This is a genomic window from Mesorhizobium sp. B3-1-9 (assembly GCF_006439595.1).
GTDB lineage: Bacteria > Pseudomonadota > Alphaproteobacteria > Rhizobiales > Rhizobiaceae > Mesorhizobium.
The window spans coordinates 14,318-29,696 of sequence record NZ_VFTJ01000024.1; the positions used below are offsets into that span (position 1 = coordinate 14,318).

At 63.6% G+C, this 15,379-nt stretch carries 11 protein-coding genes; 8 read left to right on the top strand and 3 right to left on the bottom strand.

Features of this window, described 5'->3' with window-relative positions:
- Positions 1-111 precede the first annotated feature (111 nt).
- Positions 112-939, bottom strand: coding sequence for a DsbA family protein (locus FJW07_RS28010; RefSeq protein ID WP_140859503.1), 828 nt, complete (start codon positions 937-939; stop codon positions 112-114).
- Positions 940-998: 59 nt separating this feature from the next.
- Positions 999-2,411, bottom strand: coding sequence for a M48 family metalloprotease (locus tag FJW07_RS28015; protein WP_140859504.1), 1,413 nt, complete (start codon positions 2,409-2,411; stop codon positions 999-1,001).
- 187 nt (positions 2,412-2,598) lie between these two features.
- Here FJW07_RS28015 and FJW07_RS28020 point away from each other — a divergent pair, with 187 nt between their 5' ends.
- Both FJW07_RS28020 and FJW07_RS28025 read left to right on the top strand, forming a co-directional pair.
- The gene (locus tag FJW07_RS28020) at positions 2,599-3,747 is read left to right on the top strand and encodes an aminotransferase class I/II-fold pyridoxal phosphate-dependent enzyme (RefSeq protein ID WP_140859505.1); all 1,149 of its coding nucleotides are present in this window, start codon (positions 2,599-2,601) and stop codon (positions 3,745-3,747) included.
- 5 nt (positions 3,748-3,752) lie between these two features.
- Complete coding sequence (locus tag FJW07_RS28025) at positions 3,753-4,682, top strand: glutaminase (RefSeq protein ID WP_181182124.1); 930 nt, start codon at positions 3,753-3,755, stop codon at positions 4,680-4,682.
- A 124-nt stretch (positions 4,683-4,806) separates the two neighbouring features.
- Here the strand turns inward: FJW07_RS28025 and FJW07_RS28030 are convergent, their stop codons facing one another.
- Positions 4,807-7,743: a ribonuclease E/G gene (locus tag FJW07_RS28030; RefSeq protein ID WP_140859506.1), complete on the bottom strand. Its 2,937-nt coding sequence runs from the start codon at positions 7,741-7,743 to the stop codon at positions 4,807-4,809.
- A 701-nt stretch (positions 7,744-8,444) separates the two neighbouring features.
- On the opposite strand from FJW07_RS28030, the gene FJW07_RS28035 reads away from it, so the two are divergent.
- The 6 genes from FJW07_RS28035 (at position 8,445) to FJW07_RS28060 (ending at position 15,248) form a co-directional block, all read left to right on the top strand.
- Positions 8,445-9,644: an N-acetylmuramoyl-L-alanine amidase gene (locus tag FJW07_RS28035; protein WP_226891822.1), complete on the top strand. Its 1,200-nt coding sequence runs from the start codon at positions 8,445-8,447 to the stop codon at positions 9,642-9,644.
- Between the two features lie 225 nt (positions 9,645-9,869).
- Positions 9,870-12,326: a penicillin-binding protein 1A gene (locus FJW07_RS28040; protein ID WP_140859508.1), complete on the top strand. Its 2,457-nt coding sequence runs from the start codon at positions 9,870-9,872 to the stop codon at positions 12,324-12,326.
- A gap of 128 nt (positions 12,327-12,454) precedes the next feature.
- A protein-coding gene (gene prfB / locus FJW07_RS28045) for a peptide chain release factor 2 (RefSeq protein ID WP_140859509.1) occupies positions 12,455-13,586 on the top strand; the annotation gives its coding sequence in 2 pieces (ribosomal slippage) (positions 12,455-12,520 and positions 12,522-13,586; 1,131 coding nt in all).
- A 30-nt stretch (positions 13,587-13,616) separates the two neighbouring features.
- Positions 13,617-14,021 (top strand): GFA family protein, encoded by a 405-nt coding sequence (locus tag FJW07_RS28050; RefSeq protein WP_140646945.1) that lies wholly within the window; start codon positions 13,617-13,619, stop codon positions 14,019-14,021.
- 294 nt (positions 14,022-14,315) lie between these two features.
- Complete coding sequence (locus FJW07_RS28055) at positions 14,316-14,693, top strand: hypothetical protein (protein WP_140646946.1); 378 nt, start codon at positions 14,316-14,318, stop codon at positions 14,691-14,693.
- A gap of 186 nt (positions 14,694-14,879) precedes the next feature.
- The gene (locus FJW07_RS28060; RefSeq protein ID WP_140859510.1) at positions 14,880-15,248 is read left to right on the top strand and encodes a GFA family protein; all 369 of its coding nucleotides are present in this window, start codon (positions 14,880-14,882) and stop codon (positions 15,246-15,248) included.
- Positions 15,249-15,379 lie beyond the last annotated feature (131 nt).

Here is a 15,379-nt window from a genome sequence, read left to right on the forward strand (position 1 = left end):
CCGACCCCAAGCCGGCGCACTGCGCCTCTATAATGGGCATAGCCGCCCGCGAAAAGAGCGCAAGTGCGTTCTTTCGCTGTCCACAGCGGCCGGCTTTTGCACCGCGGGCGTCTAGAGCGCGCTCTTTGCCTCTTCGATCTTTTCCGCCAGAACCTGCTGGCCGAGCGCTCCGAAGATCACCTCGTTGCCAACCACATAGGACGGCGTGCCGGTGATCGACAGTTTCGTCGCAAGGTCATAGGTGCGCGAAAGCGTTTCGGCGATGCGCGGATCCTTCATCTTCTCGCGCAGCGCTGCCTCGTCGGCGCCGAGCGAAAGCGCAACCTTGATGGCGGTCGCTTCGGTGGCGCGACCCTGGCCGCCAAGCAGCGCGGTGTGGAATTCGCCGTATTTTTCCGGATGCATCAGGTGGAACGCCATGGAGACGACGCTGGCCTTCTGCGAATCCGGGCTGAGGATCGGGAATTCCTTGAGCACGAAGCGCAGGTCCGGGTCGGACTTGGTCAGCACCTGCATGTCCTCGATGGCGCGTTTGCAAAAGCCGCAATTGTAATCGTAGAACTCGACGATCGTGACCTTGCCCTTCGGATTGCCGACGACGCCGTCGAAGGTGGAGTTGAAGATCTCGTCCTTGGAGTCCTTGATCACGCCAAGTGCTGCGAGCCGCTGCTCTTCCTTCTGCTTGGCCTCGAGCGCGTCCTGCACCTCGAGCAGAACCTCCGGGTTCTTCAAGAGGTAGTCGCGGATGATGCCTTCGACCTCCTTGCGATCGACCTTGGTGTCGGCGGAGGCTTTGGTATCGGTGGAGGACGTGACCTGCGCGATTTGCACGGTGTCGGCCCTCGCGGCCTGCGGGTTTCCCGCCACGAAGCCGAAGGCCAACATCCCGAGCGCCACAGCCAGACCGCCAGCGCTGCCAAGCAGGATTGCCTTGTTCATGATTGTCGATCCTTTTGCCTTTTCCGGTCCGCCTTGGTCGCCGCCAATGTCCGGGAGGTTCATTTGAGTTTGTTCGATGGCGTGTAGTTTATAATATCCTGCGCGCGGACCCAGCGGGGTTCGCCGCGCTTCAATTTCTGTTGAGCGCGCATGGCGAAGATCTTAGCGTTTTTGTAGTCGCCCGCATAATAGTGGCCCTCGGCGGTGGCGAGATCGGCAGCCGGAATCTCGCCGAGTTCGCCATATGCCTGCGCCAGAAAGCGATAAGCGTCGGCATTTTCCTTGTCCCGCCCAACGCCATTGTTGAGCTGGACCACTGCCTTCTGAGTCGAATCGGGCGTTCCCACTGCCATCAGCGCCTGGCCGAGCGAGACCAGCAGCAGGCCGGAGCGCGCTGGATCGAGGCTGACCGCCTTGGCATAGGCGTCCGCCGCATCCTTCGACTTGTTGGCCTTCATCAGGATATCGCCGCGCAATTCATGGAAATAGGGGTTCTTCGGTTGTTCCTTGATCAGCGCCGCCGTCTTGGTGAGCGCCGCGCCCGGACTGCCGAAGAGATAGGTCTGCTGCGCATCGCCATAGCGCGAGGCAAGGCTGGCCGGGTTCCTGCGCATCAGCCGCGCGACGGCTGCCTGGCCCTGCATATAGGCGGCGATCTTGATGCGCATCATGTCGTGCCGCTGCTGCAGCGACGGCGGGTCGGCAACGTTGACGAACGGGCTCTGCTTGACGAGCACTTCCAGGTTGGCGATGCGCTCCTGCGGCATCGGATGGCTGATCCGATAGGGGTCGACATGGGTGCCGGCGAGCGAGAGCGCGCTCTGGAAGCGGCCGAAGGTCTTCAGCATGCCCATGCCGGATTGGCCGGTGGCGTTGAGATAGGTGATCGCCGAACGGTCGGCGGTGATTTCTTCGGTACGCCGATAGGCGAGGATCGACCGTTGCGCCATCTCGCCGCCGCCGGCGGCGACCCCCATGCCGGCGCCGGCAAGGCCGCGGCTGTTGGTGGTGGCGCCGGCCACCATGGCGCCGGCGCCGAGCAGCGTGGCCATGATGGCCATGGTCTTGGCTCGGTCGAGCTGGTCGCGCAATTTCTGCTGGTGGCCGCCGGCGATATGGCCGGCCTCGTGGGCGATGACGCCAATGATCTCGTTCGGCGTTTCGGCGGTCACCAGCGCGCCGGTGTTGATGAACAGTCGCCGCCCGGTGACGAAGGCGTTGAAACTCTGGTCGTTGACCAGAACGATATCGATGCCGTCATTGGCAAACCCCGCAGCCTCGAAGATCGGCCGGGCATAGTCGCGCACCAAGGCCTCGATCTCGGCGTCGCGCACCACCGGCACGCCTTGCGCGAAGGCGCTGACCGAGCTCGACACGGCGACCGCGGCGGCAAGCAGAAGCGTCGCGAAGTCGCGCGCAGTTCGGCTGAGGGAGGTCGATTCGCCAAGCGATGGTCGGGGTCGGCTCAACATAAGGTCCACTGGTAGACGAGCGGGCGAAAGATGAAAAGTCGGCGCCGGTAACTTCCTGCGCGCTTGTGATCCCCACATCAATCGGGCATTTGTGCGGCGCTGCCCTCGAACCGGGGCGGTTCAAGGGCGATCCAGGACGGCTTCCGCCCAGGAATTTCGCCGGATAATGGCAGTTGGAAGAGGTCAAATGGTCGTTTCGCTTTCACGCCGAGGGGAAGTCGAGCCCTTCCACGCCATGGACATCCTGGCCGAAGCCAACCGGCTGAAGGCCGCCGGAGTGCCCGTGGTGTCGATGGCCGTCGGCCAGCCATCGGATCCCGCGCCGGTCGGCGTCCGCGAGGCAGCGGCCGCGGCCCTGCGGCATGGCCGCATCGGCTACACCGACGCCTTGGGTCTCGCCGATCTGCGCAAGGCGATCGTGGCGCATTATGGCGAGCACTATGGGATCGACGTCGCGCCGTCGCGCATTGCCGTCACGACCGGCTCGTCCGCCGCCTTCAACCTCGCTTTCCTGGCCATGTTCGATCCGGGCGACCGCGTCGCCATCGCCGCGCCCGGCTATCCGGCCTACCGCAACATCATGGCCGCGCTCGGCATCGAGATCGTCGAAATCGAGCTCGGCGCGGATGCCTATCTGCATGCCGAGCACCTCAAGGCCGCGCATCGCGACAAGCCGCTGAAGGGCGTGCTGTTCGCCAGCCCCGCCAATCCGACCGGCGCGGTCATTCCGGCGGATGAACTTGCGGCGCTGGTGAAGACGGCCGAGGAACTCGGCATCGCCGTGATCTCGGACGAAATCTATCACCGGCTGGCCTACGCGGCGCCCGATGTCACCGCGCTGGCGCACGGCGCCGGCGTCACCGTGATCAATTCCTTCTCGAAATATTATTGCATGACCGGCTGGCGCATCGGCTGGATGGTGCTGCCGGAAGAGCTGGTGCGGCCGATCGAGCGTGTCGCCCAGAGCCTCTACATCTCGCCGCCTGAACTGTCGCAGGTCGCGGCGATCGAAGCCTTCAAGGCGACCGAAGAGCTGGAAATGGTGAAGGCGCGCTATGCCTGGAACCGCGACCTTCTGATGAAGCGCCTGCCGGAACTCGGCTTCGCGCTCGCCGCGCCGATGGACGGCGCCTTCTATGCGTTCTGCGATGTCACCTGCCACACCAACGACAGCATGGCTTTTGCGTGCAAGATGCTGGCCGAGGCGCATGTCGCGGCAACGCCCGGCCGTGATTTCGACCCGCAGCAGGGCCACCGCACCATGCGCTTTTCCTATGCCGGCAGCCATGACGAGATGGTCGAGGCGCTGGCGCGCATCGAACGCTGGCTGAAATAGAAGCCATGCCGGAACTCGAGCAGGCACTGGCCGAAGTGGCCGCCGAAATGGCGCAGCGTACCGATCGCGGCGAGGTGGCGACCTACATCCCGCAGCTCGGCAAGGTCGATCCGAAGAAATTCGGCATCGCCGCCGTGACCAATGACGGCCGCGTCATGCTTGCCGGCGATGCCGATCAGCCCTTTTCGATCCAGAGCGTCTCGAAAGTCTTCACGCTCACGCTGGCGCTTGGCAAGGTCGGCGATGCGCTGTGGCATCGCGTCGGCCGCGAGCCGTCCGGTAATCCGTTCAACTCGATCGTCCAGCTCGAACACGAGAACGGCATCCCGCGCAATCCGTTCATCAATGCCGGCGCCATCGTCGTCTCCGACGTCCTGCTCGCCGGCCATCAGCCGCGCGAGGCGATAGGCGAAATCCTGCGCTTCATCCAGTTCCTCGCCGATGACGAGACGATCATCATCGACCGCGAGGTCGCGGCATCCGAGCGCGCCACCGGCTACCGCAATTTCGCCCTGGCCAACTACATGAAATCCTTCGGCAATCTCCATCACGAACCGGAGCTGGCGCTGGGTGTCTATTTCCACCATTGCGCGATTGCGGTGAGTTGCCGCCAGCTTGCCATGGCCGGCCGGTTTCTGGCCAATAGCGGCAGGAACCCGGCGACCGGGCATTCGGTCGTCTCGGCCGAACGGGCACGCCGCATCGGCGCGCTGATGCTGACCTGCGGCCACTATGACGGTTCCGGCGACTTTGCCTTCCGCGTCGGTATCCCCGGCAAAAGCGGGGTCGGCGGCGGCATTCTCGGCATCGTGCCAGGGGTTGCTTCGCTGGCGGTGTGGTCGCCCGGACTCAACGAGAACGGCAACTCCAAACTCGGCTCAATCGCCATGGAGAAGCTCGCCCGGATGATGAACTGGTCGATCTTCGCGCCGTAAAGCAGCAAAGTGCTGGCGGTTTTCCACCCGGAACTGCGCTAAAAGGGCTGTGGCGAAATGAAAAATCCCGCGCCGGGTGCGGCGCGGGATTCTTTCGAAAGATCAGCCTAACAACCTGAAAGGCTTAGAAAAAGCCTTTGCGCTGCCACCAGCCGCCGCGCTTCGGCTTGTCCTCGGCCTTGGCTTCGTCGCTTACATTCGACGACACGACGGGAACAACCGGTGCGTCGACTGACTGTGGCTTGCGCCGCGTCGGGTGGGCGCCGGCGGCAGGCTCCGCCTCGGATGCCGCAGCTGCCACGGGCTCCGGCTCGGCAGCCACGGGCGCGACCTGGGCCTCGGCCACAGGTTCGGACACCGTCTCGGCCGCGGCTTCCTCGGCCACCTTCTTAGCCCTCGAACGGCGGGGCTTCTTCGGCTTTTCGATCGCCTCGGCATCGTCATTAGCCGCCGCCGGAGCGGCAGGTTCTTCCGCAGGAGCGGCTATTGCCGGCTCGCTTACGGCGTCCTGGCCTTCAACCGACTCACCCTCGATATCGCCAACAGTTTCGCCGGCAACGGCGTCTGAAGCTTCGTCCTCACGGCGGTTGCGCTTGCCGCCGCGCTTCCCGCGCCGGCGCTTCTTTCCGGAACCGTCGTCGGCAGCGGCCGCCACGGCCTCGTCGCCGGCGGTCACCTCCTCGGTGGTCTCTTCCGTTGCATCATCATCGGCTTCGCCGGCTTCCATCGGCGCCGCCGCGGCGTCCCCGTTGTGCTCGCGGTCGCGATCCCTGCCGCCGCGCCGCCGCCGACGCTTGCGACGCTTGCGATCACGGCCTTCGCCATCCTCGGATCGCTGCTGATGCTGGCCCTGCTGCGCGTGGCGCGGCTGTTCAGCCTGGACCGAGACTTCCTCTTCATCTTCCTCGACGACGATCTCGTCCTCGGGCTCTTCCGGCTCGACATAGGCCGGCAGGCTACGCACCTCGACAAAGCCTTCCGGCTTCTCGGCAACAGCGCCGCGGAAGATCGCGTAGTGTTGGGTGCCGAGCGTCTCGTCAGCCTCGATCGTGATCGTCAGGCCGAAGCGGGCTTCGAGCTCCAGCAGGTTGGCGCGCTTGTGGTTGAGCACATAGAGCGCGGTCGCCGCCGGTGTGCGCACGATGATGTGGCTGCGCGAATCCTTGAGCAGGAATTCCTCGATCGCCCGCACGACCATCAGCGCCACGGAGGAATCGGAGCGCACATGGCCCGTGCCGCCGCAATGCGGGCAAGGCTTCATGGTCGATTCCAGCACGCTGGCGCGAATGCGCTGGCGCGACATTTCCATCAGGCCGAAGTGTGAGATGCGGCCGACCTGTATACGGGCGCGGTCATTCTTGAGGTGATCCTTCAGCCGCTTCTCGACGGAGCGGTTGTTGCGGTTCTCCTCCATGTCGATGAAGTCGATGACGATCAGGCCGGCAAGGTCGCGCAATCGCAACTGCCGCGCGACTTCCTCTGCCGCTTCCAGATTGGTGTGGAGCGCGGTCTCCTCGATCGAATGCTCCTTGGTGGAGCGGCCGGAGTTGACGTCGATCGAAACCAGCGCCTCGGTCTGGTTGATGATGATGTAGCCACCGCTCTTCAGCGTCACCTGCGGCTGCAGCATGCGATCGAGCTGCGCCTCGATGCCGTTGCGCACGAAGATCGGCGTGGTGTCGCGGAATGGCTGAACCACCTTGGCGTGGCTCGGCATCAGCATGCGCATGAAATCCTTGGCCTCGCGGTAGCCGTCTTCGCCGGAGACAAGGATCTCGTCGATGTCCTTGTTGTAGAGGTCGCGCACCGAACGCTTGATCAGGCTGCCTTCCTCATAGACCAGGGCAGGGGCCGAGGACTGCAGCGTCAGGTTGCGGACGTTTTCCCAAAGCCGCATCAGATATTCGTAGTCGCGCTTGATCTCCGCCTTGGTGCGGCTTTCGCCGGCGGTGCGCAGGATGACGCCCATGCCCTGCGGCACGTCGAGATCGGTCACGACCTCCTTCAGCCGCTTGCGGTCCTGGGCGTTGGTGATCTTGCGCGAGATGCCGCCGCCGCGCGCCGTGTTCGGCATCAGCACCGAATAGCGGCCGGCAAGCGACAGATAGGTGGTGAGCGCCGCGCCCTTGTTGCCGCGCTCTTCCTTGACCACCTGCACCAAAAGGATCTGGCGGCGCTTGATGACTTCCTGGATCTTGTACTGGCGACGCACCGGCTTGCGGCGGTTGCGGATTTCCTCGAGCGCGTCCTCGGCGCCGACCGATTCGACCTCGTGCTCGTCCGAGTGCGAGGCCGAGACGTCCTCCAGCATGCCGCGATCATTGTCGCTGGCGGCGGCTTCGCCGCTCTGCTCGGGCTGATCCGCCTGCGGCACCGCCTCGGAAATCACATCTGCTTCGATGCTGGCGGCAATCGAGGTCGGGCCACCTTCGGATGGCTTGCCATCCTCATCGTCCGTGGCCTCATCTCCGCCAGCTTCGCCGGCGGGTTCTTCAGCCGCTTCCGATACGGCCTCGACGGCCTCGGAGACTGCTCCGGCACTTTCTGCCGGGGTATCGGCGGTCTCGCCGCCGGCTTCCTCGCCCCCGGCAACCTCGGCGGCGGTTTCGTCAGCTATAGCCTCGACCGTGCTTTCCTCGTTCTCCGAGGAAGCGTGCTTGTGCTCGCCGCGGTCGCGGTTCTTGCCGCCGCGCCGACGGTTGCGCCGGCCGCCGCGATCGCGCGCCTGCTGTTCTTCGCCGTTCTCGGCCTCCTCGTCGTCTTCGTCCGCGGCCTCCTGCGCCTCGGCGCGCAGCAGGGCCTGACGGTCGGCGACCGGGATTTGGTAATAATCGGGATGAATTTCACTGAAGGCGAGAAAACCGTGACGGTTGCCGCCATATTCGACAAAGGCTGCCTGGAGGGAAGGTTCGACGCGGGTTACGCGGGCGAGGTAGATGTTTCCTTTGAGCTGCTTTTTGTCCTGGGATTCAAAGTCGAATTCTTCGATGCGGTTACCGCGAACGACAACAACGCGTGTTTCCTCCGGGTGGGAGGCGTCTATCAGCATCTTGTTGGGCATTATTTTGTTTCCTGCCGGCAGCCGACAGCCGCAGCTGGCGTGGCAATGCCCGCCGCTGTGCGCCTGTATCTGTGTGCATGCCGGATAATTGAACGTCCGCCGGCCGCCGCTTGAGCGCAATGGCGGTGCCGCCCGCAGCCATTATGGCGCGGTTCGATGCGGACCTTTCCATGATTGCGCTTGAAGCCATCGGCACCCAGCAGAACCTTTTGAACCAAAGCCCGGGCTGAGCCGGACCAGCTTGTTTGCTCATAAAGAGCCGGCGCGGGACCAACCCGGCCGTTTTCCTCACGCAAGCGATTCCCCGCCACGAGGGCACGCCTGCGAAAATCGTCGCGACCACCCGAGCCTGGAAGGGTAAAGGAGCCGCCTTTGCATCCAACCTTTGGCAGGAAACTGCTGAGGCGAGCGGTTCCAGGATTGCAGTGATCCAACGTCGCTTTTATGATTTGGCGGGATGGAAGGCAACCCCGATTTCGGATGCCGGCAAAAAGCGCTTCCCCCCGGGAAGGTGCCTTCTTCCGCTCCATGAAAGGCTTGGTTAACCTTCTCTGAATACCAATCGTTAATCGAGTTGGCGGCCTGACAGGCACTCTGCGAGAAAACCGGGCGCAATGCGTCAAACCGGGAGCGACGGATAAGAGATGGGACCGGCGGGCGCCGCAGACAAGAGGGTTGGGGCCGCTGGGCATTTCCTGCGCGTGGCCTGGACTGCCTTGCTGCTGGCACTGTTGTTCTGCCTTACAGCCGCCGCGCGTGCCGACACCCTGCTTGGCGCGACCGGCTACAAGATGGCCGGCGACGCCACAAAGATGCGCATCGTCGTGAATTTCGACCGCGAGCCGGACGTCAAATGGTTCCTGCTGCGCGGCCCCAATCGCCTCGTCGTCGATCTGCCGCGCACGCGATTCGCGCTCGACGCCAAGGATGTGAAGCCGCGCGGCCTTGTACGGGCCGTTCGCTACGGCGATCAGGGACATGGCTCGCGCCTGATCCTCACCGGCAAGGGCCCTTTCGCTGTCGACAAGCTCGACGTGCTCAAGAACGACGACGGTAGCGGCTATCGCATCGCCATCGATATGTCGGCTGCCTCCGAGCGGGAGTTCGACGAAGCTCTCGCCAACCAGTCGCTGACGACCGGTTCGACGGTTTCGACCGAAAAGGGCGAGCGGGTCGGCACCGGACCGGTCTCGGCGCCCGGCCATCGCTTCACGGTGGTTATCGATCCCGGTCATGGCGGCGTCGATGGCGGCGCCGAAAGCTCCGCCGGCACGGTCGAGAAGGATGTCACGCTCGCTTTTGCCAAGGAACTGCGCGACAAGCTGGCCGCGGTCGGCAAATACGATGTCTACATGACACGCGACAACGACGTGTACCTGGCGCTGGACGAGCGCGTGCGCATCGCGCGCCAGCACGAGGCCGACCTCCTGATCTCCATCCATGCCGATACGATCGCCGTCAAAGGCCTTCGCGGCGCCACGGTCTACACGCTCTCGGACAAGGCTTCCGATCCGGAGGCCCAGGCGCTCGCGGATCGAGAGAACCTGTCCGACCAGTTCGCCGGAATGAAGATCGAGGACGACAACAAGGAAGTCACCGACATCCTGATTGACCTGATCCGCCGTGAAACGCATGGTTTCTCGATGAGCTTCGCCCATACGCTGGTCGGTCAGCTGTCGACCAGCGTCGGCCTGATCAACAATCCGCAGCGCTCGGCCGGCTTCAGGGTGCTCAGGGCCCCAGACGTGCCGTCCGTCCTGGTCGAGCTCGGCTACCTCTCCAACGTCAAGGACGAGGCGCAGCTGCTCAACGCCGACTGGCGCGGCAAGGCGGCGCAAAGCATAACCAACGCGGTTGCCCTGTTTGCCGCCGCCAAGACCGGAACCGCGACGGGTGGCTGACCCCGCCGCCCACGACCGCCGGACGTCTACAACCACAAGCAGCGTTGCATGACGACAACACCCGGCGTTATTATTCGCCAACCGAGTCCTCAAATTTCGCGCTGCCGTATTTTGTCCACATGGTCGCGACATGGGTTTTTCGATTGCGGATTGGGACCGCCCCTGGAAGCTTGCGCGACTGTCGGCTTCGTCTAGGAAATTCCCGAACCTCGGACTGGAGCGGGCATGATTCGTCTCATCGGCTATTTCTTTGGCATCGGCACGACGCTGGCGCTGCTGGTGGCGGCCGGTCTTGCCATCTACATCAGCCATCTGACGAAGGACCTGCCCGACTACGAGGTTCTGGCTAAATACGAACCGCCGGTGACGACGCGCATCCACGCCTCCGACGGCGCGCTGATGGCTGAATATGCGCGCGAGCGCCGTCTCTATCTGCCGATCCAGGCCATCCCGGATCGCGTCAAGGCCGCCTTCATGTCGGCCGAGGACAAGAACTTCTACAGCCATCCGGGCATCGACATCACCGGTCTTGGCCGCGCCATCATCGTCAATCTGCAGAATTTCGGTTCCGGCCGGCGGCAGGTCGGCGCCTCGACGATCACCCAGCAGGTGGCCAAGAACTTCCTGCTCTCTTCCGATCAGACCTATGAGCGCAAGATCAAGGAGATGATCCTGGCCTTCCGCATCGAGCAGGCCTATTCGAAGGACCGCATCCTCGAGCTCTATCTCAACGAAATCTTCTTCGGCTTCGGCGCCTATGGCGTCGCGGGCGCCGCGCTCACCTACTTCGACAAATCGGTCAACGAGCTGACGGTCGCCGAGGCGGCTTATCTCGCCTCGTTGCCGAAGGGCCCGAACAACTATCACCCCTTCAAGCACGCCGACCGTGCCCTGGAGCGCCGCAACTGGGTCATCGACCAGATGGTCGAGAACGGCTACGTCACCCGCGAGGAGGGCGACAAGGCCAAGGCCGAACCGCTCGGCGTGACGCCGCGCCGCAACGGCTCCTATCTGTTTGCCGGCGAGTACTTCACCGAGGAAGTCCGCCGCCAGATCATCGCGCGCTACGGCGAGAATGCGCTTTACGAGGGCGGCCTGTCGGTGCGCACCACGCTCGATCCCAAAATCCAGCTTATCGCCCGCAAGGCGATGCAGAACGGCCTGCTCAAATACGACATGCTGCGCGGCTATCGCGGTCCGGTGACGCATATCGACGTTTCCGGCGACTGGGGCGTGCCGCTCGGCAATGTGAAGGGCCTCGAGGACGTGCCGGAATGGACGCTGGCCGTCGTGCTCGACAGCTCGGCAACCGGCCTGACCATCGGCATCCAGCCGACGCGGCAGATTTCCGGCGATCTGGTCAAGGAACGCGTCCAGGGCACCGTCAGCAAGGAGGACATGGGCTTCGCCATGCGCCACTTCGTCAACGGCAAGTCCGTCAGGGCAAAGTCTCCGGCGGAAGTGCTGGAGCCCGGTGATGTGGTTTTCGTGCAGAAGAATGACGGCTCCGACAACACCTACATGCTGCGCCAGGTGCCGGAGGTCGAGGGCGGCCTCGTCGCCATGGATCCGCACACCGGCCGCGTGCTCGCCATGGTCGGCGGCTTCTCCTACGCGCAGTCGGAATTCAACCGCGCCACCCAGGCGATGCGCCAGCCCGGTTCCTCGTTCAAGCCGATCGTTTATTCGGCGGCGCTCGACAATGGCTACACGCCGGCCTCGGTGATCATGGACGGCCCGATCACCATCCAGAGCGGCAACACCACCTGGACGCCGAAGAACTATGACGGCACGGTCGCCGGCCCGGCCACCTTGCGCTCCGGCATTGAGAAGTCGCGCAATCTGATGACCGTGCGGCTCGCCAACGACATGGGCATGAAACTGGTCGTGGAATATGCCGAGCGCTTTGGCGTCTACGATCATCTGGCGCCCTATCTGCCGATGGCGCTGGGCTCCGGCGAGACGACCGTCATGCGCATGGTCTCGGCCTATTCGATCATGGCCAATGGCGGCAAATCGATCAAACCGTCGCTGATCGACCGCATCCAGGACCGCTACGGCAAGACGGTGTTCAAGCAGGACGAGCGCGGCTGCGAAGGCTGCAACGCCACCGAATGGAAGAACCAGCCGGAGCCGGAGCTGGTCGACAATTCCGAGCAGGTGCTCGACCCGATGACCGCCTATCAGATCACCTCGATGATGGAGGGCGTCGTGCAGCGCGGCACCGGCGCCACCGTCGGTGAGCTCGGCCGCCACATCGCCGGCAAGACCGGCACGACCAATGACGAGAAGGACGCCTGGTTCATCGGCTTCACCCCGAACCTCGTCGTCGGCCTCTATATGGGCTACGACACGCCGCGCGGCCTTGGCCATGGCGCCACTGGCGGCGGCTTGGCAGCCCCGATCTTCAAGGACTTCATGCGCGTTGCGCTCGACGGCAAGCCGAACACCGACTTCCAGGTTCCCGATGGCATGAAGCTGATCGCAATCAACCGCAAGACCGGCATGCGTGCTGCCGAAGGCGATCCGAACACCATCATCGAGGCTTTCAAGCCCGGCACCGGTCCGGCCGACAGCTACTGGGTGATCGGCATGGGCGCCGATGGCTCCAACGGTTCCGGCGCGGGGCTGTCGCCGCAGGCCAACCAGGCCATCCAGGACGGCGGCGGCGGCCTCTACTGACGTTGCCGGATTTCGCAATGGGCCGGCAGGTTGGTGCCGGCCCATTTCGCTTTACAGGCGGCGATGCCGTGCCTATGTATCGCGCCTATTCCGAAAAGACCGAAAAGAACAGGACCGAACGAAGAGCCATGCGCGCGGAAACGCTCAACATTGTCGACGAGATCAGGCAGGCGATAACCCTGCTGAGGAGGCATCTTTGACTGGGAGCAGGCTGTAAAGCGGCTTGAATACCTGAATTCGCGCGCCGAGGATTCCAGCCTCTGGAATGATCCGATCGAAGCGCAGAAGCTGATGCGGGAGCGCCAGGAGCTCGAGGACGGCATCGCCGCCGTCAAGGGGATGACGCAGGCGCTGGAAGACAATATCGGCCTGATCGAACTCGGCGAGGAAGAGGGCGACGACGGCATTATCGCGGAAGCGGAGGCGGCGCTGCGTTCGATGCAGGGCGAGGCGAAGGCCCGCCAGGTCGAGACGCTGCTCTCGGGCGAGGCCGACGCCAACGACAGCTATCTCGAAATCCATGCCGGCGCTGGCGGCACCGAGAGCCAGGACTGGGCCTCGATGCTCCTGCGCATGTACACGCGCTGGGCCGAGCGCCGCCGCTTCAAGGTCGAGGTGCTGGAAATCCATGACGGCGAAGAGGCGGGCATCAAGTCCGCCACCGTGCTGATCAAGGGCCACAACGCCTATGGCTGGCTGAAGACAGAGTCCGGCGTCCATCGCCTGGTGCGCATTTCGCCTTACGACAGCAACGCGCGGCGCCACACCTCCTTCGCCAGCGTCTGGGTCTATCCGGTCATCGATGACTCGATCGAGATCAATGTTTCCGAATCCGATGTGCGCATCGACACCTATCGTTCCTCGGGTTCGGGCGGCCAGCACGTCAACACCACCGACTCGGCGGTGCGCATCACCCATCTCGCGACCGGCATCGCGGTCGCCTGCCAGGCCGAGCGCTCGCAGCACAAGAACCGCGCCAAGGCCTGGGAAATGCTGCGCTCGCGGCTTTACGAGGAAGAGCTGAAGAAGCGCGAGGCGGTCGCCAATGCCACCGAGGCGTCCAAGAGCGACATCGGCTGGGGCCACCAGATCCGCTCCTACGTGCTGCAGCCCTATCAGCTCGTGAAGGATCTGCGCACCGGCGTCGAAAGCACTTCGCCGTCGAGCGTGCTCGACGGCGATCTCGACGAGTTCATGGAAGCCTCGCTCTCGCATCGCATCGAGGGCGGCGCGGGCGAAGCAGTGGCGGACCTCGACTAGGCGTCCCCGCGTCGCACGAGGGAGGAGCCGGTGACGCGCAAACTTACCGGAAAATGCTTCTGCGGCGCAGTCCACTATGAGGTTGCGGACGAATTCGTTTATGCCGCCAACTGCCATTGCTCGAATTGCCGGCGCACCACGGGGTCGGCGTTCAAACCCTTCGCCGGCATCGAGCGCGAAAAGTTTCGCCTGACCGCCGGCGACGACCCGCTGCTGATCTACGGTGACGAAACTGGCCACGACGCGCATTGCGGGCGATGCGGCTCGCTCATCTATTCGTTGGTCCGCGACGGCGCCTATGTGCATATCGCCATGGGGACGCTGGTCGACGATCCGACCATACGGCCGACCGCGCACATCTTTGTCGGGTCCAAGGCGAAGTGGTTCACAATCGCCGACGACCTGCCGCAGTATGATGGGCATGTTCCTGGCTGAACGCTTGGAACCAGCTTGAGCCGAATCCCGTTGTCCGGCACCAGTTCCGTGCGGCTAACCGGTCGTTAACCAAGCCGGCACACGATTCTGGATAGCAGGGGTTGGCGTGAAGCGCGGCTTTGCCGATGCAAGCGGATGCTTGCGCCAACCGAGGAATCAGCCCAGCCTTTGCGCTGGGAGTAAAAGCATTTATGGCCGGGTGCGGCATATCTGCGACCGACGATCCGGCCACTGGGAAGATACGTTCCGGGAACGGGCAAGCGAAAACGCTTGATGCTCGAAAGGAACGTTTCGATGTCTGCTGCCATATCAAGATCGGCCCAAGCCGTTCGACCGGCTGGCCGACTTTTGTTCTCCCTGTTCGCTGTTGGAGCCATCTCGGTGCTGGCGCCGCCGGCCATCGCGCACGACGCCCAGCCTACGGCCGTTATGCCGCAAGGCTGGAAATACCCCTTTGCCTGTTGTGCCAACTTCGATTGCAAGGAGGTGCCGCAGTCATCGATCAGCGAGCGGCCCGAAGGCTATGTCATAAAAGGCACGGGCGAGGTGGTGGCCTATAGCGACAAGCGGGTCAAGAATTCGCCCGACGGCGAATATCACTGGTGCGCGCATCAGGCCGGGCTCGACGCCGGCAAGACGATCTGCCTGTTCGTGCCGCCACCCTCTTACTAGGGCTTTGGACCTGCCGCGGGAGGCAAGACGCGGGCCTCGATCCACGGCAGCAGAAGGCTGCATACCCTGCTGACAGACGGTTGTCAGGACGGCTTCTTTATGTTGCCTTGCCACGGAGCAATTCCAGGTTTTCCGTTCGGAATTGCGTGAAAGAAGCGCGTGGCGGACAATGGGAGAGGTGAGTTCATGACCATCAAGGGAAGCTGCCATTGCAAGGCGACAACCTTCGAGGTTGCCGAGGCGCCGCGGACGGTGACGCAATGCACATGCTCGTTCTGCTCGAAGCGCGGGTCGCTATGGGCGTATTATGTGCCGTCGCAATTCAAGCTCACGAGCCCGCCGCAGAACGTCTCCTTCTACCGCTGGGGCTCGAAGACCGTAAAGCACGGGTTCTGCGCCACCTGCGGTTGCGGCACCTTCACCGAAACCCCTGATTGGTCGACCGGAAAGCCGGACTTCGACAACTCGAAGATCAGCGTCAATTCGCGCCTGTTCGACGATTTCGACCTGGATAAGGTCGAGGTGGTGGTCATCGACGGCAAGAATTTGTGGTAGACGCGAAGCGGGAACGACCGCCGGACTTTGCCGGCCGCATTCCCGTTCCGTTTTTCGCCGCATTTCATGCTACAAGGCTGCGGAAGGGCTGATTTGGCGCGGCCGCAAAGGCCGCGAATTGGAGAGGGACC